This window comes from Streptomyces sp. NBC_00249 (assembly GCF_026342355.1).
GTDB lineage: Bacteria > Actinomycetota > Actinomycetes > Streptomycetales > Streptomycetaceae > Streptomyces.
On sequence record NZ_JAPEMV010000013.1, the window covers coordinates 24,516 to 47,720 of the forward strand.

The window sequence follows — 23,205 nt, forward strand, 5'->3', positions numbered from 1 at the left end:
CCCCTGGTATCCGCGCCGTGGACTTGGAGCTGGGGCCCCAACACCACCGTGCCCCATCACACCGCCCGGTCCGTTGCGTACTAGGCCCGAGCCACCTTGGGTAAAGGGCTGGCCACTCGTGACCGAACCACCGGGCGCTCCATGCGAACCGCCGATCGAGCCTCCCTTGCCGCGCCCCACGGCGGGCCCACCTTCCGCCCCGATGACTGTGCCACGTGGAATGGCTACGTTGGGGCTGCCAGACGAGACGGACCGACCACCGACAATGCCGGAGTCAGCCACAGGCCTCGTACTCGGGAAGGCGCCAGGCATCGGCAGGGCACCTATCGGCGGGAGTACCGAGGGGATCGCCCCGCCGACATGGCCAACTCCTCCCGGGCCGACGGGTCCTACCCCTCCTGGAACACCCGTACTCGAAGGCAGGGCGCCATCCGGAAGCGCCGCGACGTGATCGAGGTTCCAGTCCACACCAGGCGCTGGGACGGCCTGGGTCGACGGACGCCCAGCCACCGAATGCAGCGGACTGTCCCTCGGCGGTGCGCCAGTCACCCAGCCAGGTTCGGTCACCGAGGTGCCGGCGCCCGAGATCGACGGCATGTGGGATGGGCTCCCCTGCCTTGAGCCTCCGTCCAAACCATCACTCGAACGGTTCAGGGAAGTCTGGCTGGAGATACTCCCCGGTTCGAATGCCGGCGGTGGTGGCGGGAACGTCGGGGCCTCGGCTCTGTTCAGCTGGGTTGTCGATGTGTCGTACGACTGGGCCAGCTTCGTCAGTTGTTGGATCGCCTGTTGGTGGTCCGTCGTCAGTTTGGTGTGGGCCGCGCGGGCTACGCGTTCGGCGTCCGGGTCGTTGTGGGCGGCTTGGGCTGCCTCGAGGTCGGCGGAGGCCGTGGTGTCGTACGGCGGGGTGTTGGCCTTGACCTCGATCATCGTCTGGGCGGCGTGGGTCATCCACTTCGCCCCGTCGGCACTGAAGTCGCCCAGACGGAGTGTCGCGTTGCCCGCGCCGTTGACCCAGTCCTGGAAGGTGCGGGCTGCTTCGCCCTCCCAGCCGGTGACCCGGTGTGCCTTGAGGGCTTCCCCGATGCCCCTGATGTCCTCCGCGGCCCGCGCCAGCTGCGCGGCGCGGGCCTTGACCGTCTCCGGGTCGAGCCCGGCCAGCATGGCGAGGAGTTGGCGGTGCGAGTACGCCTCGAAGTCCGTGGGCATCAGAAGGAGCCCCCCGATGTGGAGGGGGAGGGGGACGGGCCCGTCGGCGGGGTGGAGTTCTGTTTCGCGCCGCGGATGAGGGTGCGCATGCGGTCCTGGGTGGCTTCGTCCACCTCCGCGTAGCCCTTGCCCGCCGTCAGGACGGCGATGCCCAGGGCCTCGATCTGGCCGGCCAGGGCCCGGGAGAGCTTCTGGAGTTCCGTGTGGACCGTCCCGTACGCCGTGAACAGCGCGTCCGCCTCCGCGAAGCCGCGGCCGAGCGTGCCGGTCGGGAGGGTGCCGTGGGCCAGGCGACGGCCGTCGGCCTCGGAGCCCTCGAGCCGGCGCAGGAGGTCGTCGACCGTCCTCTTGTAGTCCGACATGGCCTGGTACTCGACCGCGAGCGCCCCGGCCTGGCTCCGGAGGGCTTCGGCCAGGGCCGCCGCCGGCGGGTCCCCGGCTAAGTGCGTTGCCACGGTGCTCTCCCCCGCTCCGGCGCGCATGTGTCCGAGGTCACATTACGCGGCGCGGCCTCACGCGCTGGGCACCGCGACCGCCGCCGACGGCCGGATCGGGATCCGGTTCACCGGCCGGCCCGTAGCCGCCCGCACCGCGGAGGCCACGGCCGCCGGGGTCGTCACCACGGGGACCGCGCTCGCGGCCTTCGCCCCGAACGGGGCCACCACGTCGCGTTCCTCGACCAGCCGGACGATGCGGACCTCCGGGGCGTCCAGGGACGTCGGCAGGGCGTAGCCCGTCAGGTCGGGGTGGCGGACCAGGCCGGCGACGGAGCGGAGGTTCTCCGTCAGGGCCGCGCCCACGCCCTGGGTGACGCCCGCTTCGATACGGGCCTCCAGCTGGCGGGGGTTGAGGATGCGGCCCACGTCCTGGGCCACGGCGAGTTCCACGACCCGCACCGAGCCGAGCTCGATGTCGACGTCGACCACCGCGCGGATCGCGCAGAAGGCGAGGCCGACGAAGGCGTCGCCCTGGCCGTCCGCGTCCAGCGGCTCCGTCGGGTGGGGGCGGCACTGGGCGGTCGCCCAGAGCTCCTTGCCCTCTATGGCCTCCGCGACGGACATGGAGAAGGCCCCGTCGTAGGAGGTGATCCGGCCGTCCGCGATCTGGAGGAGCTCCGTCGACATGCCGAGCTTGTGCGCCATGGGCTGGAGCAGCTGGGTGCGGACCATCTTCGCGGCGCGTTCGACGGCGCCGCCCGAGACCCACGTGTGCCGGCCGTGGGCGGAGGGGCCGGCCGGCGGCTGGTCGGTGTCGACGGGGGCCGTCGCCACCTCGTCCACGCCGAGGACTTCCTGGACGATCTGGCGGGCGAGGGTGGAGAAGCCCTGGCCGGTGTCGACGGCCGCGCAGATGACGGTGGCGGTGCCGCCGACGACCTTCACGGTGGCGGTGGAGACCTCGTCGGCGCCCTCGGCGCCGAGCATGTGGACCATGCCCACGCCGTAGCCGACCCCGCGCCGTACCGCGCCGGGTTCGCCCGCGCCCTCGGGCCCGCCGGGCAGCAGCCAGTCCTCCTCCGGGGTGTCCTTGGGGAGGGAGGGCAGGGGGTAGTCACGGACCGACCGCAGGAGTTCGGCCACGGGGGCCGGGCAGGTGACCGTCTGGCCGGTGGGCAGGAGGTCGCCGGTGGCGAGGACGTTGCGCATGCGCAGTTCCGCGCCGTCGATGCCGAGGGCGGCGGCGAGCTTGTCCATCTGGCCCTCGTAGGCGGCGCAGACCTGCATGGCGCCCTCGCCGCGGACGTGGCCCGACGGCGGGTTGTTGGTGCGGACCGCCCAGCCCTCGACGAAGGCGTGCGGGACGACGTACGGGCCGCAGGCGAAGGCCACCGCCGCCGCCAGGGACTCCGAGGAGGAGTCGGCGTACGCGCCGGCGTCCATCAGGATCTGCGCCTCGACCTTGACGAGGCGGCCCTCGGCGTCCGCGTGGTGGCGGTAGCGCAGCAGGGTGGGGTGGCGGTGGGCGTGGCCGAGGAAGGACTCTTCGCGGGTGGCGGCCAGTTTCACCGGGTAGCCGGTGCGCAGCGCGAGCAGGCCCAGCGGGAGCTGGAAGGCGGCGTCCTCGCGGTCGGCGGTCGCACCGGGGACTCCGGTGACGACGACGCGGACGCGGTCGGGGTCGAGGCCGAAGCAGGCGGCGGCGAGGTCGCGGTCGGTGTGCGGGTCGGTGGAGGCGGTGTAGATCTCCACGCCCCCGTCGGGCCGGGGCACCGCGAGCCCGGCCTCGGCGCCGATGGGCGCGGGGTCCTGGCGGCCGATCCGGTAGAGGCCCTCGACGACGACCTCGCCGGTGGCTTCGGGGTCGCCGTAGCGGAGCGGGATGTGGCGGACGAGGTTGCCGTCGGGGTGCAGCGGGGCGGCGCCGAAGGACTGTTCGGGGTCCGTGACGGCGTCGAGGAGTTCGTACTCGACGGCGATGGCTGCGGCCGCGAGCCGGGCGGTGTCGGGGTGGTCGGCGGCGACGGCGGCGATGGGCTCGCCGTGGTGGCGTACGACGTCGTGGGCGAAGACGGGCCGGTCGGCGATGCGGCGGCCGTGGGTGGTGGCGCCGGGGACGTCGGCGTGGGTGATGACCGCGTGCACGCCGGGCATCGCGGCGGCGGCCGTGGTGTCGACGGACAGGATGCGGGCGTGGGCGTGCGGGGAGCGCAGGACGGCGGCCCACAGGAGGCCCTCGGCCCACAGGTCGGCGGCGTAGGGGAAGGTGCCTTCGGTCTTGGCGCGGGTGTCCGCGGCCGGGACGGAGGCTCCGATTCCGCGCACGGCGCGCGGCTGTTCCTCGGCGGGGGCGGTGCTGACCGTGGTGACGGTCGTCGTCGCCGTGGCCGCGTCGTGGCCGCTCACGCCATGCCTCCGTTCTGGGGAAACCCGTGCATCCCCTGGATGCCGTGGGCCCCGTTGGTCCCGTGCGTCCCGTGCATCCCGTGGATGCCGCCCTCGCCGGGCAGTGCCTGGTGCGGGATGCGCGGCTCGGCCGCCGCCTGGGCCGCCGCCTGCGCCTCGGCCTCCGCCTCCGCGGACAGCGTCGCCTCGCGTTCCGCGACGACCTCGCGGACCGCTTCGATGACGCCCTTGTAGCCGGAGCAGCGGCAGAGGTTGCCGCACAGCGCCTGCCGGGTCTCCAGGTCGCTGGGGGCGTGGTTGCCCTCCAGCAGGTCGTGGATCGTCATGGCCATGCCGGGTACGCAGAACCCGCACTGCACCCCGCCCGACCTGCACAACGCCTGCTGCACGTCCGAGAGTTCCCCGTCGGTCGCGAGGCCCTCGACGGTCCGCACCTCGCTGCCCGCCGCCGTGGCCGCCGGGACCAGGCAGGAGGCGACGAGCCGCCCGTCGACCTGTACCGCGCAGGCCCCGCACTCGCCCTGCGAGCAGCCGTCCTTGGCGCCGGCCAGGCCGAGGCGCTCGCGCAGCACGTAGAGCAGCGACTCGCCGATCCAGGCGCCGGTGACGGGCCGGTCGGCGCCGTTGACGCGCAGGACGTAGGAAGCTGCCGGGTGCTCGTGATGGGCGACGGCGGGAATGCCCTCTTCCTCGTACGTCGCCTCCTGCCCCGGGAAACCTGCCGCGTCGCCCTCGTCCGGGGCCGCCACAGCACTGTCGGGGGCGTCCTCGCCCGGCACCGGCGCGGCTTCCGCTCCGGCCGGGGCGGGCAGCGTCACGGCGAGGCCCTGCCCGAGCGTGTGCCCGGGACCCTGCCCGGCCACCACGGGCGGCTCCGGCTCCGCGGTGTCGGCGGCCTCCCCGGCGTCCACCGGGCGCGGCCGCTCCCCCTCGACCGGACCGTCGGCCGGTACGCCGGCCGGGCCGTGGGCGGCTTCGATGTCCGGGGCGGCGTGCGGCACGGCCTCGGGCTCCGGCCCGGCCGCCGGGCCGGACCCGTGCTGCGCGTAGCCCTCGGGCAGCGGGGTACCCACCCCGGGCCCGCCGAGCACCCGGGGACCGCGTCCCAGGGCGCCGGCCGCGTGGCCCTCGCCGGGCAGCACGCCGGAGCTCATCAGTCCGTCGGGCAGGCCCTCGCCGGGCGCACCCTGCGGCGCACCGTGCGCGGCCCACGGTGCGGAGGCACCGCCCGGCAGCGTCGCGGGGGCCTGACCCCAGCCACCACCGCCCAAGCCGTTACCGCCCAGGCCGTCACCGCCGAGCCCGTCGCCCTGGTACCCGCCGTGCAAGTCCCCCTGCGGGCCCCCGCGCAGCTCGCCCCGCGGGTCCCCCTGCGGGCCCCCGTGCAGCTCGCCCCGCGGGTCCCCGTGCGGGTCCCGGTGCGGCTGCGCGTGCAGGTCCGCGTGCAGACCTTGGTTCGGGTCCCCGTGCAGGTCCGCGAACGAGTAGCCCGCGCCGTCCGTCGCCCCCGTCGGCAGCGTCCACTGCCCGGTGGCGGTCTGCGCCTCGGGCTGGTGCACCGCCTCGGGGAACTGCCATTCGGCGGTCGCGCCGGGATCGGGCTCCCGCTCCGCCTCCGGTCCGCGCTCCGCGTCCACCGCTCCCGCGTCCGTGAACACCGCGGCCACCGAAGCCGGCAGCGGGATCGACGCGGGGATCGGCGCCCGGGCCGGCGGGGCCGTGTCGGCGGGCGCCGCGGCCCCCGCCTCGGGCCACTGCACCGGCATGGTCCACGTGCCCGTGGCGCTGGGGTCCGCGCTGCCGGAGCCCAGCGGGACGATCATCGGCGGCGGCACGTAGCCGTGTCCGGGCGCGGCCAGGGGCTCGCCGTTGTCGAGGGCGTCCAGCATGTCCTGCGGCAGTTTCACGAAGGCCGTGGCCTCGGAGTCGTACTCGCCGCCGTGCGGCACCGGCTCCCAGCCCCACGCGTTGCCCGCGCCGCCCGTGTTCCCGGTCGTTCCGCTCACGTTCTCGTTCTCACTCATGAGGTCAGCGCCCTTCCCAGGGCCCTGCGCGCCAGCACGGCCACCGTCCGCCGCAGATGCAGTACTCCGGAGGACACCGGTTCCCCCTGGTCGGGCACGCAGGCGGCCGCGACGTACTCGCCGAAGGCCTCCAGCGCCTCGGGGGCCAGTCCGCGGTCCCCGTCCCAGTCGATCAGCGAGGCCACCCACTGCTCGGCCTCCAGCGGGCGCAGCGGCATCGGCGCGACCGCCCCGATCGCACACCGCACACCCCGGCGCGCGGGATCCAGTACGAGCCCCACGGACGCCACCGCGCGCCCCGGACCCGTACGGCCCGTGGCCTTCAGGAACACCTGCGGCGCGTGCAGCAGCGGCACCCGTACGAAACCGATCAGTTCGCCGGGCCGCAGCATCTCGCGTCCGGCGAGCAGATGGGAGACCGGGATCTCGCGCTGCGTCCCGCCGGGGCCGACGATGACCAGTACGGCTTCCAGCGCGGCCAGCACGGGCAGGGCGTCACCGGTCGGCGCGGCCGTGGCGATGTTCCCGCCGAGGGTGCCGGCGTTGCGGATCTGCGGCGGGCCGGCGGCCCGCGCGGCCGCCGCGAGCGCCGGGATCAGGGCGGCGAAGTCCGGCCGTCCCATCCGGGCGTGCGTCAGTCCGGCGCCGAGCAGCGCGTGTCCGTCCTGGTACTGCCAGCCCCGGATCTCGTTGATCCGCCCCAGTCCGACCAGCGCGGCGGGCCGCAGCAGGCCCGCGTTGACGGCTGCCATGAGGTCGGTGCCGCCGGCCACGGGCACGGCGGCGGGCATGGCGGCGAGAGCCGCCACTGCCTCGTCGAGCGAGGTCGGCAGGGTCACGGACTGCGGCCCCTGAGCTGAATGCGGTGCGTGCGGTGCGTGCGTGGTCAACCCAGCTGCCCCTTCCCGATGTCCCGGTCCCGGCGCTCACGCCTGTCCGCCGTACGGTACGTGCTCACCGCCGGGACGTGGCAACTCTGGCACATCTTCGGGAGCGCCCGGCGCGAGGGTCTCCCGCACGGCTTCCCCCGCCCCGCCGCCCGGACCCGGCCCGCACCCGGCCCGGCGGACCGGCGCGCCACCGCCCGCACACCACCCGCACGGCGCCGCGCGGCCTTCGCACCTCGCGCCCCCATGCGCCCGCGTTACGCCCGTTTTTCGCCGTATACGCCTCGTTCGAGCGAGAGTTCCCCCGGTTTCCCAAGGTTCCTGAACCTTCCCGAACCTTCCCGATGCTTCCCGAACCTTCCCGAAGAGTTCCGCTTGCGGTCATGGCCGGCGGCCGCGGGCCGCGCGCCCCCGGGTCACACGATCGGAGGGACCCCCTCGAGCGGACGCCCCGGCACCCCTGGCCTGCACTGCCACGGCAACGGTCCGCCCGGTGGCCGGTACTCGACCCCCAGGGCGTCCAACCGCGCGTAGTGCGCCGTCATACGGGCCTCGAAGGCGGCGTAGTCCCGGGATTCCGGTTCCGGCAGTCGCGACCACACCGTCTCCGCGAAGGCGGCCAGCCGAGGGAACACCTGGTAGTCGACCCGGCTCTGGTTCTCCATCACCTCGGTCCACACGTTGGCCTGCGCGCCCAGGACGTGCGCGGCGGCCTCGGCCGACAGCTTCGGCGGGACCGGCTCGAAGCGGTAGACGTCCTCCAGGGTGCGGACGTATCCGATGGGCATCGGCTCGTCGCGGCCGGGCGCCTGACGGTGGTCCAGGTACACCTGCTGCTCGGGGCACATCACCACGTCGTGCCCGGCCTCGGCGGCGGCGATCCCGCCCGCGTACCCGCGCCAGGAGGACACGGCCGCGCCGTCCGCGAGCCCGCCCTCCAGGATCTCGTCCCAGCCGATGAGGCGGCGGCCGCGCGCGGCGAGCCAGGTGTCGAAGTGCCGGACGAACCAGGACTGCAGCCCGTCCTCCCCGTCCACCCCCAGTTCCGCGATCCGCCGCTGCGCGGCCTCCGACGCCCGCCACTGCCCCTTCGGGCACTCGTCGCCGCCGATGTGCACGAACGGCGAGACCTCGGCCGGGAAGAGCTCCAGCAGCTCTTCGAAGACCCCCTCGTAGAAGCGCAGTACGTCCTCGGTGGGGGCGAGCACGTTCTCGCTGATCCCCCAGTCGTCCCACACGCGCAGCGCCGCGGTGTCCACGACGTCGGTGTTGCCCAGCTCCGGATAGGCGGCGACGGCGGCCTGCGAGTGCCCGGGGATGTCGATCTCGGGGACCACCCGCACGTGCCGTTCGGCGGCGTAGGCGACGATCTCGCGGATGTCGTCCTGGGTGTAGAAGCCGCCGTGCGGGGTCTCGTCCCAGCGCGGCGAGGCCCGGTGCCCCCAGCGGCTGCGCTCCCGCCAGGCCCCCACCTCGGTGAGCCTGGGGTAGCGCCGGATCTGGATCCGCCAGCCCTGGTCGTCCGTCAGGTGCAGGTGGAGCACGTTCAGCTTGTGCGCGGCGAGCAGGTCGACGTAGCGCAGCACCGCGTCCTTGGGCATGAAGTGCCGGGCGACGTCGAGCATCAGCCCGCGCCAGGCGAAGCGGGGGCTGTCGGCGATGGCCGCGTACGGCAGGCTCCAGCCGGTGCGGCCGGGCAGCGGCGCCCTGCGGTAGGCGTCGGGCCCCAGGAGCTGACGCAGCGTCTGCGCCCCCCGGAACAGCCCGGCGGCGGTGGCCCCGGTCAGCTCGGCCCCGTCGGCGCCGACCTCGATGCGGTACGCCTCCGGCCCGAGCCCGTCCAGCTTCCCCGGGTCGACATCCAGCCGTACGTCGCCCCGCGCGCCTCCCGCGGGCGCCGGGAGCTCCCATCCGGTGGCGGCCCCGAGCTCGCGGCGCAGCCAGCGCGCGACCCCCTCGGCGCCCGGCCCGGCGGCCAGCGCCGGCGCGGGCCCGAAGGCGTAGCGGCGTCCCTCACCGTCCGGAACCGCGACCTGGGGTAGCGGGATCAGGTCCATGCGTCAGCCCTTCGCCACAGCGCACCTGTTGCACCCTGCGCAACACCCGTTCCACAGAGCGCTCGTCGCGACCGACCCTAGCCCGCCCCCGGGGCACGGAAAAGGCCCCCGGGCGCGAATCCGCGCACCGAGGGCCTTCGCCTTCGACAGTCAGGACTTTCCTACTTGTCCTTGCCGCCCTTGTCCTTGTCGCCGCCGGCGCCCATGGACTCGTAGATCTCCTTGCACATGGGGCAGACCGGGTACTTCTTCGGGTCGCGGCCCGGGACCCAGACCTTGCCGCAGAGCGCGACGACGGGGGTGCCCCCGAGCGCGCTCTCCATGATCTTGTCCTTCTGGACGTAGTGGGCGAAGCGCTCGTGGTCGCCGTCGCCGTGGGACACCTGCGGCGTCGGCTCTACGAGGGTCCCCGTACCAGTCCCGCGCTCGGGCTCAAGAGTGCTCATAAAAGCCAGGGTACTGAACCCCGCCGGGCTCAGTTCAGCGACGGGTCGTCCAGATAGGTGGCGACCATCGCCAGCTCGCTGCGCTGGCGGCGCAGCACCGCCCGCCACAGCCGTTCGGGGTCGGGGAAGGAGACGTCACCCGGTTCGGAGTCCACGACGTACCAGGCGCCGTCGCCCAGCTCGACCTCCAGCTGGCCCGGGCCCCATCCGGAGTACCCGGCGAAGATGCGCAGGCCCCCCAGGGCGGCGGCGAGCAGCTCGGGCGGTGCCTCCAGGTCGACGAGGCCGATCGCCCCGTGGACCCGGCGCCAGCCGAGCGGCCCCTCCTCGCCCGGGATCACGGCGACCCCCAGGGCCGAGTCCAGGGCCACCGGGCCGCCCTGGAACACCACGCCCGGGTCGCCGGCCAGCGGCGCCCAGGGCAGCAGGATGTCGCGGACGTCGATGGGGGTGGGCCGGTTCAGGACAACGCCGAGGGAGCCCTGCTCGTCGTGGTCGAGCAGCAGCACCACCGCGCGGTCGAAATTCGGGTCCGCGAGGGCGGGGGTGGCCACGAGCAGCCGCCCTGTGAGGGAGGACACCTCGGTCATGCGCACATGATCTCGCACAATCGCCCTCCAGGGGGAGCGGGCGGCGTGATCGGATCACGCGCAGCTCAGGGCGCACGGCGGCAAGCAGGAGCGCGCGCCGCCTCGTGCGCCGGAACACAACGCTCCGCTACTTCGCGCACACGGTGGGTGCCGTCCCGAATTCATGTCGGATACAGGGCCACGTCAGCCATACAAACAAGGGGGTGATGGCGCTTACCCTTTTCCCTGGCCCCCTGCCCATCCTCTCCGGAACGCGAGATCCATGACCGGCAACGATGTCCTGCTTGTCCACGGCGGTACCCCGCTTGAGGGCGAGATCCGTGTCCGCGGCGCGAAGAACCTCGTGCCGAAGGCCATGGTCGCCGCTCTGCTCGGCAGTGAACCCAGCCGGCTGCGCAATGTTCCCGACATCCGCGACGTGCGGGTGGTTCGCGGGCTGCTCCAGCTGCACGGCGTGACCGTCCGTCCCGGCGAGGAGCCGGGCGAGCTGGTGCTCGACCCGACCCACGTCGAGAGCGCGAACGTCGCCGACATCGACGCGCACGCGGGCTCCTCCCGGATCCCGATCCTCTTCTGCGGCCCCCTGCTGCACCGCCTCGGCCACGCCTTCATCCCGGGCCTGGGCGGCTGCGACATCGGCGGCCGGCCGATCGACTTCCACTTCGACGTGCTCCGCCAGTTCGGCGCGACCATCGAGAAGCGCGAGGGCGGTCAGTACCTGGAGGCCCCGCAGCGTCTTCGCGGATGCAAGATCCGCCTGCCCTACCCGTCGGTCGGCTCGACCGAGCAGGTCCTCCTGACGGCCGTCCTGGCCGAAGGCGTGACCGAGCTCAGCAACGCCGCCGTCGAGCCCGAGATCGAGGACCTCATCTGCGTTCTGCAGAAGATGGGCGCGATCATCTCCGTCGACACGGACCGGACCATCCGGATCACCGGTGTCGACCGCCTCAGCGGCTACAACCACAAGGCGCTCCCGGACCGCCTGGAGGCCGCCTCCTGGGCTTCCGCGGCCCTGGCGACCGGCGGCAACATCTACGTCCGCGGGGCGCAGCAGCGCTCGATGATGACCTTCCTGAACACCTTCCGCCGGGTCGGCGGGGCGTTCGAGATCGACGACGAGGGCATCCGCTTCTGGCACCCGGGCGGCCCGCTCAAGGCGATCCACCTGGAGACGGACGTCCACCCGGGCTTCCAGACCGACTGGCAGCAGCCGCTGGTCGTCGCCCTGACGCAGGCGACGGGCCTGTCGATCGTCCACGAGACGGTCTACGAGTCCCGCCTCGGCTTCACCTCGGCGCTGAACCAGATGGGCGCGCACATCCAGCTGTACCGGGAGTGCCTGGGCGGCAGCGCCTGCCGCTTCGGCCAGCGCAACTTCCTGCACTCGGCGGTCGTCTCCGGCCCCACCAAGCTGCAGGGCGCCGACCTGGTCATCCCCGACCTGCGCGGCGGGTTCTCGTACCTGATCGCGGCGCTGGCGGCCGAGGGCACCTCGCGCGTCCACGGCATCGACCTGATCAACCGCGGCTACGAGAACTTCATGGAGAAGCTCGTCGAGCTGGGCGCCAAGGTCGAGCTGCCGAACGGCGACCTCGTCTGATCCTCCTCCCAGGGCCCCACGGGGCCCTGGGAAGGCCGAAGGGCGGCCACCCCACGGGGGTGGCCGCCCTTCGTCCGTTCTACGTACTACTGCCGTCCCGAGGGCCTGTGCGGCCCTCGGCACAAGGGCGGACTACTTGCCCTTGGCGGCTTCCTTGAGCTTGGAGCCCGCGGAGACCTTCACGCTGTAGCCGGCCGGGATCTGGATGGGGTCGCCGGTCTGCGGGTTGCGCGCGGTGCGAGCGGCACGGTGGGTGCGCTCGAAGGTCAGGAAGCCGGGGATGGTGACCTTCTCGTCGCCCTTGGCGACAATCTCGCCGACGGTCTCGGCGAGCGCGGCCAGAACGGCGTCGGCGTCCTTGCGGGTCACCTCGGCGCGCTCGGACAGAGCGGCCACCAGCTCACTGCGGTTCATGTTGTACTCCCGTGTTCAACTTGCCTTAGAGGCGTGAGATCGAAGCCGATGCTGCCAGGGCCCTCGGACAGTCCCCGGACCCGGGTCTGAACGTCAGACCCTCTCGCCCGGTTACGCATCCTGCCCCCACCAGCGGCGGGAAAGCCAATCCGGCACCCGCCAGGGTCACACGAAAAGCGCCACAGTCACGCCGCGGTGACGCTCCGTCCGCACCGAGGGCTCCGGTGAGTGCCCGGGTGGATGCGGACCGCGGGCCACGCGGGCATCCCCGCAACCCTAGAGGCGCCCCGGCGGGCCCGCATCCCGCGACGCGCCGGGATCGGACCGTGGGGCCCGTCACAGCGCGTCGCGGACACCCGGCGGCCGGGGAGGCGGCCCGGGCGGGGTCTAGCCGGCGGTGGCGGCGGTGGCGGCCTTGCGGACGGCTCCGGCGACCGCGCCGGCGACCTTGTCGTTGAAGACGGACGGGATGATGTAGTTCGCGTTCAGCTCGTCCTCACCGACGACGTCGGCCAGGGCGCTCGCGGCGGCCAGCATCATGTCGGTGTTCACGGTCCGGGACTGGGCGTCCAGGAGGCCGCGGAAGACACCGGGGAAGACCAGCACGTTGTTGATCTGGTTCGGGAAGTCCGAGCGGCCGGTGGCCACGACGGCGGCGGTCTGGCGCGCGACGGCCGGGTCCACCTCCGGGTCCGGGTTCGCGAGCGCGAACACGATCGCGCCTTCCGCCATGGCGGCGACGTCCTCGCCGGAGAGCACGTTCGGGGCGGAGACGCCGATGAAGACGTCGGCGCCGACCACGGCCTCCTTGAGGGTGCCGGTGTAGCCCTCGGGGTTGGTGTTGTCGGCGATCCAGCGCAGCGGGGAGTCGGCGTCCGCGTCGACCAGGTCGGGGCGGTCCGCGTGCACGACGCCGTGGATGTCGGCGCTGACCGCGTTCTTGACGCCCGCCGCGAGGAGCAGCTTGAGGATGGCGGTACCGGCGGCGCCGGCGCCCGACATGACGACCTTGACGTCCCCAACTGCCTTGCCCACCACGCGCAGTGCGTTGGTCAGGGCGGCCAGGACGACGATGGCGGTGCCGTGCTGGTCGTCGTGGAAGACGGGGATGTCGAGGGCCTCGCGCAGCCGGGCCTCGATCTCGAAGCAGCGCGGCGCGGAGATGTCCTCCAGGTTGATGCCGGCGAAGCCCGGGGCGATGGCCTTGACGATGGCGACGATCTCGTCGGCGTCCTGGGTGTCGAGGCAGATCGGCCAGGCGTCGATGCCGGCGAAGCGCTTGAAGAGGGCCGCCTTGCCCTCCATGACGGGCAGCGCGGCCATCGGGCCGATGTTGCCCAGGCCCAGCACGGCGGAGCCGTCGGTCACGACTGCGACGGAGTTGCGCTTGATGGTGAGGCGGCGCGCGTCCTCTGGGTTCTCCGCGATGGCCATGCACACGCGGGCGACGCCCGGGGTGTAGATCATCGAGAGGTCGTCACGGTTGCGGATGGGGTGCTTGGACGACATCTCGATCTTGCCGCCGAGGTGCATCAGGAAGGTTCGGTCGGAGACCTTGCCCAGGCTGACGCCCTCGATGCCGCGCAGCTTCTCGACGATCTCGTCGGCGTGCGCGGTGGAGGTGGCGGCGATGGTGACGTCGATACGGAGCTTCTCGTGGCCCGATGCGGTCACGTCGAGGCCGGTGACCGAGCCTCCGGAAGACTCCACGGCGGTGGTGAGCTGGGAGACCGCGGTTCCGCTCGCGGGCACTTCCAGGCGGACCGTCATCGAATACGAGACGCTGGGCGCCGTTGCCATGGCCGTGTTCCTCTTCTGTCCCTGTTTTTCGCTGTACACAGGGCCCGCACACGGCAGGTGTGTCGGGTCCCGTTGTCCGATCGTCCCACCTACCAGCCGGTACGAGGTAACCAGCTACAAATTTCGGAAAGACACTTCCACCATACGAGATACCAGGGGCCTTCGGAATGGTGGGTTGATACAAAACAGGTCCGCGCCCCCCACGGGTGGGGAGCGCGGACCTGGTGTTCTCACTGACTCACTAAGACTGATGACACCGACCCGCCATGCTCGCCTCGCGGCAAGTGGTCGCTCTAGGCGACGAAGGTTGGGCCCGGGGGCTTGGATCGAGCCGGTGTCGTACCCAGGCTAACAAAGGATCGCCGAATGCGGTCCCCCCTCCCGCGAGTCGGTCCCCCGGCTCACGCGCCTGGCCGCGGGCCATCCGGCGGCGGTCAGGGCGTGGCCAGGGCGGGCCCCGGGGCTCCGTCGGCTCTCGGGGCGGGGCCAGGTGGTTCTCGGGCGGTTCTCGGGTGGTTCTCCGGCCGCGCGCGGGCGACGCTCCGGCGGCGCCGGGCCCGCGGCCCGAGCCGGCCCGGGCCGGGGGTGGGCCCGGCCCGGGCCGCCTCAGGGGCGCAGGAGCTCCGGTACTCCGTCCGCGCCCGGGCGGTCCGCCGCCGCCGAGACGACCGTCAGCTGCTGCGTCGCGCGCGTCAGCGCCACGTACAGCACGCGCAGGCCCGCCGGGGACTCGTCGGCGATCTCCGCCGGGGAGACCACCACCGTGGCGTCGTACTCCAGCCCCTTGGCCTCCAGGCTGCCCAGGGCCACCGCCCGCGCGCCGAGGTCGGCGAGCCAGCCCGTGGCCTCCGCACGCCGGTCCATGGCCACGACCACGCCGACCGTCCCGTCGACCTGCTCCAGCAGCCGCTGCGTCTCCTCCCGGACCGCCGCGCCCAGATCGTCCCCGGCGGCCGTGAAGCGGGGCTCCAGGCCCGTGGAACGCACCGCGGTCGGCGGTTCCATGCCCGGCATCGCCAGCTTCAGCACCCGGGAGGCCACCTCGGCGACCTCGGCCGGGTTGCGGTAGTTCACGGTCAGGGTGAACCGGCGGCGCGGCCGGCTCCCGAGGGCCTCGTCGCGGGCTGCGGCCGCCTCGTCCGGGTCGGTCCAGGACGACTGCGCCGGGTCACCGACCACCGTCCAGGTGCCCATCCGGCCGCGCCGGCCCACCATCCGCCACTGCATCGGCGTCAGGTCCTGGGCCTCGTCGACGATCACGTGCGCGTACTCGGTGCGCTCGGCCGCGATCCGCTCGGCCCGCTCCCACTGCGTCTCCTCGCGGGTCGGCATCAGCTCCTCCAGCCCGCTGAGCTGGTCCAGCGGATCCATCTCCCGCTTGCGCTTGGGCCGCGCGGGCGCGCCCAGCAGCAGCTGGAGCTCGTCGAGGAGCGCCACGTCGTGCACCGACAGCGGGCCCTTGCCGTCCTGGCCGACCCGGCGCAGGGAGCGGGCCAGCTGGCGGGTCTCGCGCGGGTTCAGGTCCCGGCGCGACCAGCGGCCGAGGCGGCGCTCGTCGGCCATGGAGGCCAGCACCTTGCGCGGGGTCAGCTCCGGCCACCAGGCGTTCAGGAAGCCGATGAAGTCGTCCTCGGTGGAGATGTCCTCGTCGAAGGCGGAGCGCAGCTCGGCCGCCAGCTCCGGGTCGCTGTGCCGGCCCGCGCCGCCGGACTTCGCGTAGAGGGCGTCGAGGAGCAGCTTGCGGGCGCGCGGGCGCAGCAGGTTCACCGGGGCGGTGCCGCTGAGCACGGTCTGGCGGATCCGGTTCAGCTCGGGCGCCTCCAGCTCCTGGCGGCGCCCGAAGGCCACCACGCGCAGCCGCTCGGGGGCGTTCCCGAGCTCCAGGGCGCCGCGTACGGCCTTGCGCAGCACCTTGAGCATGCGGGAGGAGCCCTTGATCCGGGCCACGGACGGGTCGTCGTACGTGGTCGCCTCGGCCCCGTCGACGAGCGAGCCGAGCGCCCGGATGGCGACCTGGCCCTCCTCGCCGAGGGAGGGCAGGACGCCCTCGGTGTACGCGACGAGGAGGGGCGTCGGGGAGACGATCAGGATGCCGCCGGAGTAGCGGCGGCGGTCCTGGTAGAGCAGGTACGCGGCCCGGTGCAGGGCCACGGCCGTCTTCCCCGTCCCGGGCCCGCCGGCCACCTCGGCGACGGACGCGGCGGGGGCTCGGATGACGAGGTCCTGCTCGGCCTGGATGGAGGAGACGATGTCCCGCATCGAGTGCGTACGGGCCCGCCCGAGGGCGGCCATCAGGGCGCCGTCACCGATGGCGGGCAGCTCCCGCCCATCGAGGGAGGCGGTGATCTCGGGACGCATCAGGTCGTCCTCGACGCCGAGCACCTTGCGGCCCTTGGAGCGGATCACGCGTCGGCGCACGACGCGGCCGGGGTCCTTCGGGGTCGAACGGTAGAACGGCGCGGCCGCCGGGGCGCGCCAGTCGATGACGAGCGGCGCGTAGTCGGTGTCGAGTACGCCGATGCGCCCGATGTGCAGGGTCTCGGCGATGTCGGCGGTGAGATCGGCACGGATCGCGTCGTCGGCGGGCTCGCCGGAGGTGTACGCCCCGTCGGGGCCGCGCTCCCCGTCCTTGCCGAGGACGAGGTCGATCCGGCCGAAGAGGAAGTCCTCGAACTCGTTGTTGAGCCGGTTGAGGTGGATCCCGGCGCGGAACACCTGCGCGTCGCGCTCGGCGAGGGCGCCGGGCGTACCGACCTGCCCCCGCTTGGCGGCGTCGTTCATCAGGAACTCGGCCTCGTGGATCTTCTCCTCAAGGCGTCGGTACACCTGATCGAGATGCGTCTGCTCGACCGCGATCTCCCGATCGCGGACGGAATCCGCCGTGCTGTCGACAGCGGCATTCTGCGCGGCCACCAAGGCCCCCTTCTGACGTGCATGGGCGACCGTCAACCGTACGCGAATCCAGGGCCTGCGCGCACGCCGGTTCCACGCGCCGGACAAATCACCCGGGGGAGGCAAAGGGTCCGTATAGGGGCGGGACGGTCTCGGAGAGGTGTTGGGGCTTTCCCGTCGGTCTCATCGTCCTTCCGCGCCGTGCCGGCCTGTCAAGGGCGCTCACTGCGTTCGCGTCGCTCCGCGATGGCCTTCGGCCACCCTTGACAGACCGACCCGACACGGAAAAACGAAGACTGCCGGGAAACCCCCAAAAGAACGGGACGGGGCGGAGAGAGGGAGGGGCGGGTCTCTCAGCGAAGAGACGACCTGTCTCCGGCCGCCATCCACCCATCCGGGCAGCTCAGAGTCCTGATTCCGGACCGGTGGGCGGCCTACCCGCACGAAATGACGACGAGGCGGCCATCAGCCCCCTCCAGACGCGTCAGATCGCTACGCGCTCCTCATTTCTCAGCGTCTGCGGTCCGTCCGGGGCCGCTCCCCGCACCAGCCCACGGCCAGGAGGCCACGGGTGCTTCCCCGCACCAGGGCTCAGTAGGCTGGCGGGATGATTCGGACGGTCGTTCTGGACATCGGCGAGACGCTCACCCGGGACGATCGCTATTGGGCGGCATGGGCCGACTGGCTCGGCGTGTCTCGGCACACGCTCTCCGCGCTGGTGGGGGCCGTGGTCGTGGACGGCAGAGACAACGCGGATGCGATTCGCATGCTGCGCCCGGATGTCGACATCGCCGCCGAGTACGCTGCCCGCGACGCTGCGGGGCGCGGCGAGTGGCTCGACGAGACGGACCTCTACGAGGATGTCCGGCCGGCGCTGGCAGCCCTTCGTGCGGCAGGGGTGCGTGTCGTCGTCGCAGGCAACCAGAGCCGCCAGGCGGGCGACCTCCTGCGCGCGCTGGACCTGCCCGCGGACCTGGTCGTCACCTCGGGCGAGTGGGGCGTGGCGAAGCCTGCGCGCGGGTTCTTCGAGCAGGTGCTGGCGGTGTCCGGGTGCCCGGCGTCGGAGACGTTGTACGTCGGCGACCATCCGGCCAACGACATCCATCCGGCCCGCGCCGCCGGCCTGCGGACCGCTCACCTGCGGCGTGGGCCGTGGGGTCATTGGTGGGCCGACGACCCCGGTGTCCGCGCTGCCGCGGACTGGTCCATCGACTCCCTCGCAGAGCTGCCCCACATCGTCAAACAATAGGCATCAGGGCCGAGTTCGCCCGCTTTCACCGGAGGTCGTACTACCTTGCGGGGATGGCCGACCACATCGGGCAGCGCATCGCCACACGGCGCCGGGCCCGACGTATGACCCAAGCCGATCTCGCTCGTGAGGCCCACGTCTCCCTCGCCATGATCAAAGCCTGTGAGCGGGGCGTCCGTACGCCCGGCCCCTCGACGCTGGAGGCGATCGCGTCCGCGCTCGCCGTGGACGCGTCGCGCCTCGATCCGGCGTGCAGAGCGACAACTCGCCGAGTGCACGCCTCACTCCCTTCCATCTCGGCGGCCATCGCCGGATACGAGTACGCAATGGGCCCGTCGCCGCGTCCTCTGCCGCAACTGCGGGCCGATCTCCATACCGCGGTCGGGTGGCGTCTCGCCGCGCAGTACGGCCTGATCGCAACCCGTGCTCCTGAGCTCCTCGCGGACACGTTGGCATGCCTGCACACGGCCGCGGGGGTCAGGAGGGAGGATGCCGCGCGGCTGGTGGTCACGGCGGCGCGGACGGCCGACGCGGTGGCCTACAAGTTCGGGGCGCACGATCTCTCGGCCCGGCTGATCGACGTGATGCGATGGGCAGCTGTGCAGGTCGACGACCCCGCCGTCCATGCCACAGTCGCCTACGTCCGCGCCGAGACCTTCCTTGCCGCCCGAGCTCACCGGGTCGGCCAGATCGCCTTGGAGCAGGCTCTGGACGCGGCGCCCGCTCCGGGCGGTGAACTGTCGACGGCCACGCGCGGTGCCCTGCACATGCGGACCGCTGTAGTGGCCGCCCGAGCGGCTGACCCGGATGCCGCGTACGCGCACCTGCGTGAGGCTCGAAGGCTTGCCGAGGGTCTTCGCGAGGGCATCTACCTCGGCACCGCGTTCGGACCGTCCAGCATCCGCATCCACGAGGTGGCGCTCTCCGTCAGCCTCGGCCGGGACCACATCGGCCATGCCCTCAATGTCGCCCGCGAATGGCGGCCGGGCGATGAGCTTCCTGCGGAACGCCGGTCCGGATTCTGGATCGAGGTGGCACGCGCCCAGTTGTGGTCAGGGGATCCGGACGGCGCCTTCGAGTCCCTCAAGGCAGCCCGCAGCCAAGCCCCACAGCACGTACGCGAACACCCATGGGCTCGGGAGGACATCGAGAAGATCCGTCGGCTCAAGCGTGCCGATGCCACGGAGCTGACGCACTACGCCGAATGGATCGGCGCCGTCTGAGCCCTTGCGGGGATACAGGAAGTATCCCTTGTGCCGCCTGGAGTGCCCCACCATCTGTCTGCCCGCACCGCACATGCAGATGAGAGGCACCATGGCCACGGACACCAGCGTCACCCGGCTCCACGCCGAAACATGCGAGGACTGCGGCGCAGTCCGCCTGAACCCTGCACCCACCCAGGCCCTCCTCGACCGCGCACGCGTCGGCTGGGAGCGGTTCCTCTCCTCATTCGAGGAGGCAGGAAATGAGTGAGTGCTACGCGTACCTCCCGCATCAATTGCTGCGTCGGCGTGTCCGGGATATCGCTTCCGGCACCGAAGGAGAGCTGATGGCGGTGATCAACGAGAACGTCTCGGACACCGGTGTCGAGCGCTGGATGCCGCTGGCCTACATCCGGGCCGCGTCCGGGCGGGAGTTCACCACGGCGGTCGGCAACGTCGAGCCCGTGACGGCCGTATAACCGGTCGACACCCCGACCCGTGATGGCGTTGGGTGGCGCCATGCCTGAGCTGCGTACCGATCGTCTCCTGCTGCGCCCGTGGCGCGAGTCCGATCTCGAGCCGTGGGCGGCGATGAACGCCGATCCCGAGGTGCGGAAGTATCTGGGGGACCTGCTGACGCGAGAGCAGAGCGATGCCGTCGTGGAGCGCATGCGGACAGATTTCGACGCGCGCGGCTTTGGATGGTGGGCGCTGGAGCTGCGGGAGACCGGTGAGTTCATCGGCCGCGCCGGCTTGGACGAGATCGACATTCCGTTCGCGGGGGTGGATGTCGGGTGGCGGCTGGTCCGCTCGGCCTGGGGCCACGGCTACGCGACCGAAGCCGCCCGGGCCTGCCTGGCGTTTGCTTTCGGGACCCTCGGGCTGCGGGAAGTCCTCGCGTCGACGACGGTCGGCAATCTCCGCTCCCAGGCAGTCATGCACCGCATCGGCATGACCCGCGACCCGGCCGACGACTTCGAGGACCCGTCCGTACCCGAAGGACCACTGCGCCCTTGTGTGCTCTACCGGACGACCAGCCCCGGACGGACCGCAGACGCTGAGAAATGAGGAGCGCGTAGCGATCTGACGCGTCTGGAGGGGGCTGATGGCCGCCTCGTCGTCATTTCGTGCGGGTAGGCCGCTCACCGGTCCGGAATCAGGACTCTGAGCTGCCCGGATGGGTGGATGGCGGCCGAAGGCAGGTCGTCTCTTCGCTGAGAGACCCGCCCCTCCCCCCTCTCCGCCCCGTCCCGTTCTTTTGGGGGTTTCCCGGCAGTCTTCGTTTTTCCGTGCCGGGTCGGTCTGTCAAGGGTGGCCGAAGGCCATCGCGGAGCGACGCGACGAAGGAGCGCCCTTGACAGGCCGGCACGGCGCGGAAGGACGATGAGACTGACGGGAAACCCCCATACCGTCTCTGAGACCGACCAAGGGCAGCGCCTACTCCCCCACCCCCACCACCGCCCGGACCCGCCTCCGGTGGCGGGCTACGCGCTCGCGGTTGCCGCACAGTTCGCTGGAGCACCAGCGGCGGCGGTGGCCGCGGGAGGTGTCGAGGTAGACGCGGGCGCAGCCGTCGCCCTCGCAGGAGCGCAGCAGCGCCAGGTCGCCGGGGTCGGTGAGCAGCTCCACCGCGTCCCGGGCCACCGAGGACAGCAGCCCGGCGCATTCCACCCCGCCGCACAGTTCGCGTACGAGGTGTCCTTCCTGGTCCCGTACGGCGCACAGCCCCGGTGGCGGGCCCGCGGCGGCGGCGTTGACCCGGGCGAGGGCGAGGGCGAGGGTGCCCGCCTCCGCGCCGGCGCCGGCCAGTTCGGCCCGTACGAGGCTGTCGACGTCGGCGCGCAGGCTCCGGAAGGCCGCCACCCAGTCGGGCCCGAGCCGTCCGAGCGGGGTCCGGTCGGGTACCAGGCCCGCGCCGACGAGCCACAGCCGCAGGTCGTCGGTGTCTCGGATCCCCTCGGCCTTCCCGTGCGGGGTGAAGGTGGCCAGCAGGTCGAGACAGACCCGCCCTGAGTCGAACCACATGCCGGTCCCCATGCCCGTCCACATGCCCGTCACCGCCTCGGTCGCCGTGGGACGCCTCTCCAGAGTGCCGTCGGCGCGTGCGTTGCGGAAGCCCCCGGGCGGGGGCCGCGGGGCGCGTTACGGGGCGGGCGGGTCGTCGTGGAGCAGGCGCTGGAAGAGGCGGTGGTCGCGCCAGGCGCCGGCGATGTGGAGGTAGCGGGGTGCGAGCCCGTACTGGGTGAAGCCCACCTTGGCGAGGACCCGCTGCGAGGCCAGGTTGTCCACGAGCGTCCCGGCCTCGACGCGGTGCAGTCCGACGTCCTCGCGCGCGATGCGGCAGACCTCCTCCAGGGCGGCGGTGGCGAGCCCCTTGCCGTGCCAGGCCTGGTCGACCCAGTAGCCGACGCCGCCGCTGGCGAGGGGGCCGTGGACGATGCTGCCGAGGTTGATCGACCCGACGACCGCCCCGCTCGCGTGCTCTACGAGGACGTACGGGAGCATCCGCCCGCCCTCGCGCTCCTCGAGCAGGCCCTCGATCCGGTCCCGCTGGCCCGCCTCCGTGTAGAACTCCTCGGCCCGGTGGGGCTCGTAGGGCGCCATGGACGCCCGGTTGCGCACTATGACGTCGGTCAGCGCGGCGGCGTCGTCGAGCGCGACGCCCCTCATCTCCACCCCGTGAATGATCATTCCGGCACGCTAACGGACGCCCCCGCGACGCGACCAGCCCCTCACCGCGCCACCCCGCACTCCCCCGCGTCCAGCGACAGCCGGTACCCCCGCTTGACCACCGTCTGGATCAGCATCGGCACCCCCAGCGCCGCCCGCAGCCGGGCCATCGCCGTCTCCACGGCGTGTTCGTCGCGCCCCGCGCCCGGCAGCGCCCGCAGCAGTTCGGCCCGGGACACGACCCATCCGGGGCGGCGGGCGAGGGCCTCCAGCAGGGCCATCCCGGCCGGGGGCACGGGCCGCAGCCCGTCGTCGACGAGGACCGCCTGGCCCCGGATCTCCAGCCGGTGCCCGGCGACGGGCAGGACCCGGGCCCGGCCCGGGAGTTCCTGGCACAGCAGCTGCACCAGGGGCCCCAGCCGGAACCGCTCCGGCTGTACGGTCGTCACCCCCTCGGCCTGCAGCGGCAGCGCCGTCACCGGGCCGACGCAGGCCGCGAGCACCTTCCCCCGCAGCGCCTCCAGGACGGCTTCCCGCAGTCCGCGTTCGGCGGCCCGGGACAGCAGTGAGGCCGCCGCGGGTGCGGAGGTGAAGCTGACGGCGTCCACCGCCCCGACGGCCACCGCGTCGAGCAGCCGGTCGAGCGGTGCGAGGTCCTCGGGCGGCATCCACCGGTACACCGGTACGGGCACGACCTCGGCCCCGCCCGCCCGCAGGGCCTCCACGAATCCGGGGAGCGGCTCGCCGTGCAGCTGGAGCGCGATCCGCCGTCCGGCGACGCCGCCGTCGAGCAGCCGGTCGAGGACCTCGGCGAGGGATTCGGACTGCGGGGACCAGGCCTCGACCAGTCCGGCGGCCCGTACGGCCCCCTTGACCTTGGGTCCGCGCGCCAGGAGTTCGGTGGCGCGCAGCCGGTCGAGCAGTTCCTCGCCGATCCCCCATCCGTCGGCGGCCTCGATCCATCCCCGGAAGCCGATGGCGGTGGTGGCGACGACCGCGTCGGGCGGGCAGTCGACGAGGTTCTTGGTGGCGGCCATCAGCTCGCTGTCGTCGGCCAGCGGCACGATCCGCAGGGCGGGTGCGTGCACGACGGCCGCCCCGCGGCGGCGCAGCAGGGCGATGAGCTCGTCGGCCCGCCGGGCGGCGGTGACCCCGACGGTGAATCCGGCGAGGGGCCCGGCGGGGGCACCGGCAAGCGGACCGGCGGGGGAACCGGCAAGAGGAGGGAGGGAACCGGTGGGGGGACCGCTGTGGGTGGCGTCGTCCATCGTCGTGACCTGCCTTGGCTGCCTTGCCCGCCGGGGCGGGGTGCACATCGCGGG

At 72.9% G+C, this 23,205-nt stretch carries 19 protein-coding genes; 6 read left to right on the top strand and 13 right to left on the bottom strand.

The annotated features are described in order from the left end of the window. Positions 1-1,208: 1,208 nt before the first annotated feature. The 7 genes from OOK31_RS38070 to OOK31_RS38100 form a co-directional block, all read right to left on the bottom strand. Positions 1,209-1,664, bottom strand: a complete 456-nt coding sequence (locus OOK31_RS38070; protein ID WP_267092028.1) for a DUF2563 family protein — start codon at positions 1,662-1,664, stop codon at positions 1,209-1,211. A gap of 57 nt (positions 1,665-1,721) precedes the next feature. Beyond that, positions 1,722-4,052, bottom strand: a complete 2,331-nt coding sequence (locus OOK31_RS38075; protein ID WP_267092029.1) for a xanthine dehydrogenase family protein molybdopterin-binding subunit — start codon at positions 4,050-4,052, stop codon at positions 1,722-1,724. Next, on the bottom strand, positions 4,049-6,076 hold the full coding sequence (locus tag OOK31_RS38080) for a 2Fe-2S iron-sulfur cluster-binding protein (RefSeq protein WP_267092030.1): 2,028 nt from the start codon (positions 6,074-6,076) through the stop codon (positions 4,049-4,051). Before OOK31_RS38080 ends, OOK31_RS38075 begins: the two co-directional genes overlap by 4 nt. Next, positions 6,073-6,966 carry a xanthine dehydrogenase family protein subunit M gene (locus OOK31_RS38085; protein WP_267092031.1) on the bottom strand — a complete coding sequence of 298 codons (894 nt, stop codon included), beginning with the start codon at positions 6,964-6,966 and terminating at the stop codon, positions 6,073-6,075. Before OOK31_RS38085 ends, OOK31_RS38080 begins: the two co-directional genes overlap by 4 nt. 413 nt (positions 6,967-7,379) lie before the next feature. After that, complete coding sequence (locus OOK31_RS38090; protein WP_267092032.1) at positions 7,380-9,020, bottom strand: beta-N-acetylhexosaminidase; 1,641 nt, start codon at positions 9,018-9,020, stop codon at positions 7,380-7,382. 161 nt (positions 9,021-9,181) lie between these two features. Beyond that, positions 9,182-9,466, bottom strand: a complete 285-nt coding sequence (locus OOK31_RS38095; RefSeq protein ID WP_053679372.1) for a DUF3039 domain-containing protein — start codon at positions 9,464-9,466, stop codon at positions 9,182-9,184. Positions 9,467-9,495: 29 nt separating this feature from the next. Beyond that, positions 9,496-10,056 (bottom strand): YqgE/AlgH family protein, encoded by a 561-nt coding sequence (locus OOK31_RS38100; RefSeq protein ID WP_267092033.1) that lies wholly within the window; start codon positions 10,054-10,056, stop codon positions 9,496-9,498. Positions 10,057-10,318: 262 nt separating this feature from the next. On the opposite strand from OOK31_RS38100, the gene murA reads away from it, so the two are divergent. Then, positions 10,319-11,656, top strand: coding sequence for a UDP-N-acetylglucosamine 1-carboxyvinyltransferase (murA, locus tag OOK31_RS38105; RefSeq protein WP_267092034.1), 1,338 nt, complete (start codon positions 10,319-10,321; stop codon positions 11,654-11,656). Between the two features lie 132 nt (positions 11,657-11,788). Here murA and OOK31_RS38110 read toward each other — a convergent pair whose 3' ends face one another. The 3 genes from OOK31_RS38110 to OOK31_RS38120 form a co-directional block, all read right to left on the bottom strand. Next, a complete protein-coding gene (locus OOK31_RS38110) occupies positions 11,789-12,070 on the bottom strand; it encodes an HU family DNA-binding protein (protein WP_007264399.1) in 282 nt (93 codons plus the stop codon). Between the two features lie 387 nt (positions 12,071-12,457). Beyond that, positions 12,458-13,870 carry an NAD-dependent malic enzyme gene (locus OOK31_RS38115; protein WP_267092035.1) on the bottom strand — a complete coding sequence of 471 codons (1,413 nt, stop codon included), beginning with the start codon at positions 13,868-13,870 and terminating at the stop codon, positions 12,458-12,460. 606 nt (positions 13,871-14,476) lie between these two features. After that, positions 14,477-16,783 carry a UvrD-helicase domain-containing protein gene (locus OOK31_RS38120; RefSeq protein WP_267092036.1) on the bottom strand — a complete coding sequence of 769 codons (2,307 nt, stop codon included), beginning with the start codon at positions 16,781-16,783 and terminating at the stop codon, positions 14,477-14,479. A 586-nt stretch (positions 16,784-17,369) separates the two neighbouring features. On the opposite strand from OOK31_RS38120, the gene OOK31_RS38125 reads away from it, so the two are divergent. From OOK31_RS38125 to OOK31_RS38145, 5 genes are all read left to right on the top strand, one after another. After that, positions 17,370-18,011, top strand: a complete 642-nt coding sequence (locus OOK31_RS38125) for an HAD family hydrolase (RefSeq protein WP_267092037.1) — start codon at positions 17,370-17,372, stop codon at positions 18,009-18,011. A 53-nt stretch (positions 18,012-18,064) separates the two neighbouring features. Beyond that, a complete protein-coding gene (locus OOK31_RS38130; RefSeq protein ID WP_267092038.1) occupies positions 18,065-19,234 on the top strand; it encodes a helix-turn-helix domain-containing protein in 1,170 nt (389 codons plus the stop codon). Positions 19,235-19,325: 91 nt separating this feature from the next. Further along, the gene (locus OOK31_RS38135) at positions 19,326-19,484 is read left to right on the top strand and encodes a hypothetical protein (RefSeq protein ID WP_267092039.1); all 159 of its coding nucleotides are present in this window, start codon (positions 19,326-19,328) and stop codon (positions 19,482-19,484) included. Beyond that, on the top strand, positions 19,477-19,692 hold the full coding sequence (locus OOK31_RS38140) for a hypothetical protein (protein ID WP_267092040.1): 216 nt from the start codon (positions 19,477-19,479) through the stop codon (positions 19,690-19,692). Before OOK31_RS38135 ends, OOK31_RS38140 begins: the two co-directional genes overlap by 8 nt. Before the next feature lie 40 nt (positions 19,693-19,732). After that, complete coding sequence (locus tag OOK31_RS38145) at positions 19,733-20,281, top strand: GNAT family N-acetyltransferase (RefSeq protein ID WP_267092041.1); 549 nt, start codon at positions 19,733-19,735, stop codon at positions 20,279-20,281. A gap of 369 nt (positions 20,282-20,650) precedes the next feature. Here OOK31_RS38145 and OOK31_RS38150 read toward each other — a convergent pair whose 3' ends face one another. The 3 genes from OOK31_RS38150 to OOK31_RS38160 all read right to left on the bottom strand — a co-directional run bounded on the left by OOK31_RS38150 (position 20,651) and on the right by OOK31_RS38160 (position 23,151). Continuing rightward, positions 20,651-21,238: a CGNR zinc finger domain-containing protein gene (locus OOK31_RS38150; RefSeq protein WP_267092042.1), complete on the bottom strand. Its 588-nt coding sequence runs from the start codon at positions 21,236-21,238 to the stop codon at positions 20,651-20,653. Positions 21,239-21,355: 117 nt separating this feature from the next. Further along, positions 21,356-21,904 carry a GNAT family N-acetyltransferase gene (locus tag OOK31_RS38155; RefSeq protein WP_267092043.1) on the bottom strand — a complete coding sequence of 183 codons (549 nt, stop codon included), beginning with the start codon at positions 21,902-21,904 and terminating at the stop codon, positions 21,356-21,358. Positions 21,905-21,945: 41 nt separating this feature from the next. Beyond that, complete coding sequence (locus OOK31_RS38160) at positions 21,946-23,151, bottom strand: uroporphyrinogen-III synthase (protein WP_267092044.1); 1,206 nt, start codon at positions 23,149-23,151, stop codon at positions 21,946-21,948. Positions 23,152-23,205: the final 54 nt, after the last annotated feature.

Bases quoted from the DNA above. Each gene is read 5' to 3' on its own strand.
- OOK31_RS38080 (WP_267092030.1), bottom strand. From the start codon at position 6,076: ATGAGTGAGAACGAGAACGTGAGCGGAACGACCGGGAACACGGGCGGC.
- OOK31_RS38090 (WP_267092032.1), bottom strand. From the start codon at position 9,020: ATGGACCTGATCCCGCTACCCCAGGTCGCGGTTCCGGACGGTGAGGGA.
- OOK31_RS38095 (WP_053679372.1), bottom strand. From the start codon at position 9,466: ATGAGCACTCTTGAGCCCGAGCGCGGGACTGGTACGGGGACCCTCGTA.
- OOK31_RS38100 (WP_267092033.1), bottom strand. From the start codon at position 10,056: ATGACCGAGGTGTCCTCCCTCACAGGGCGGCTGCTCGTGGCCACCCCC.
- murA (WP_267092034.1), top strand. From the start codon at position 10,319: ATGACCGGCAACGATGTCCTGCTTGTCCACGGCGGTACCCCGCTTGAG.
- OOK31_RS38110 (WP_007264399.1), bottom strand. From the start codon at position 12,070: ATGAACCGCAGTGAGCTGGTGGCCGCTCTGTCCGAGCGCGCCGAGGTG.
- OOK31_RS38115 (WP_267092035.1), bottom strand. From the start codon at position 13,870: ATGGCAACGGCGCCCAGCGTCTCGTATTCGATGACGGTCCGCCTGGAA.
- OOK31_RS38125 (WP_267092037.1), top strand. From the start codon at position 17,370: ATGATTCGGACGGTCGTTCTGGACATCGGCGAGACGCTCACCCGGGAC.
- OOK31_RS38130 (WP_267092038.1), top strand. From the start codon at position 18,065: ATGGCCGACCACATCGGGCAGCGCATCGCCACACGGCGCCGGGCCCGA.
- OOK31_RS38135 (WP_267092039.1), top strand. From the start codon at position 19,326: ATGGCCACGGACACCAGCGTCACCCGGCTCCACGCCGAAACATGCGAG.
- OOK31_RS38140 (WP_267092040.1), top strand. From the start codon at position 19,477: ATGAGTGAGTGCTACGCGTACCTCCCGCATCAATTGCTGCGTCGGCGT.
- OOK31_RS38145 (WP_267092041.1), top strand. From the start codon at position 19,733: ATGCCTGAGCTGCGTACCGATCGTCTCCTGCTGCGCCCGTGGCGCGAG.
- OOK31_RS38150 (WP_267092042.1), bottom strand. From the start codon at position 21,238: ATGTGGTTCGACTCAGGGCGGGTCTGTCTCGACCTGCTGGCCACCTTC.
- OOK31_RS38155 (WP_267092043.1), bottom strand. From the start codon at position 21,904: ATGATCATTCACGGGGTGGAGATGAGGGGCGTCGCGCTCGACGACGCC.
- OOK31_RS38160 (WP_267092044.1), bottom strand. From the start codon at position 23,151: ATGGACGACGCCACCCACAGCGGTCCCCCCACCGGTTCCCTCCCTCCT.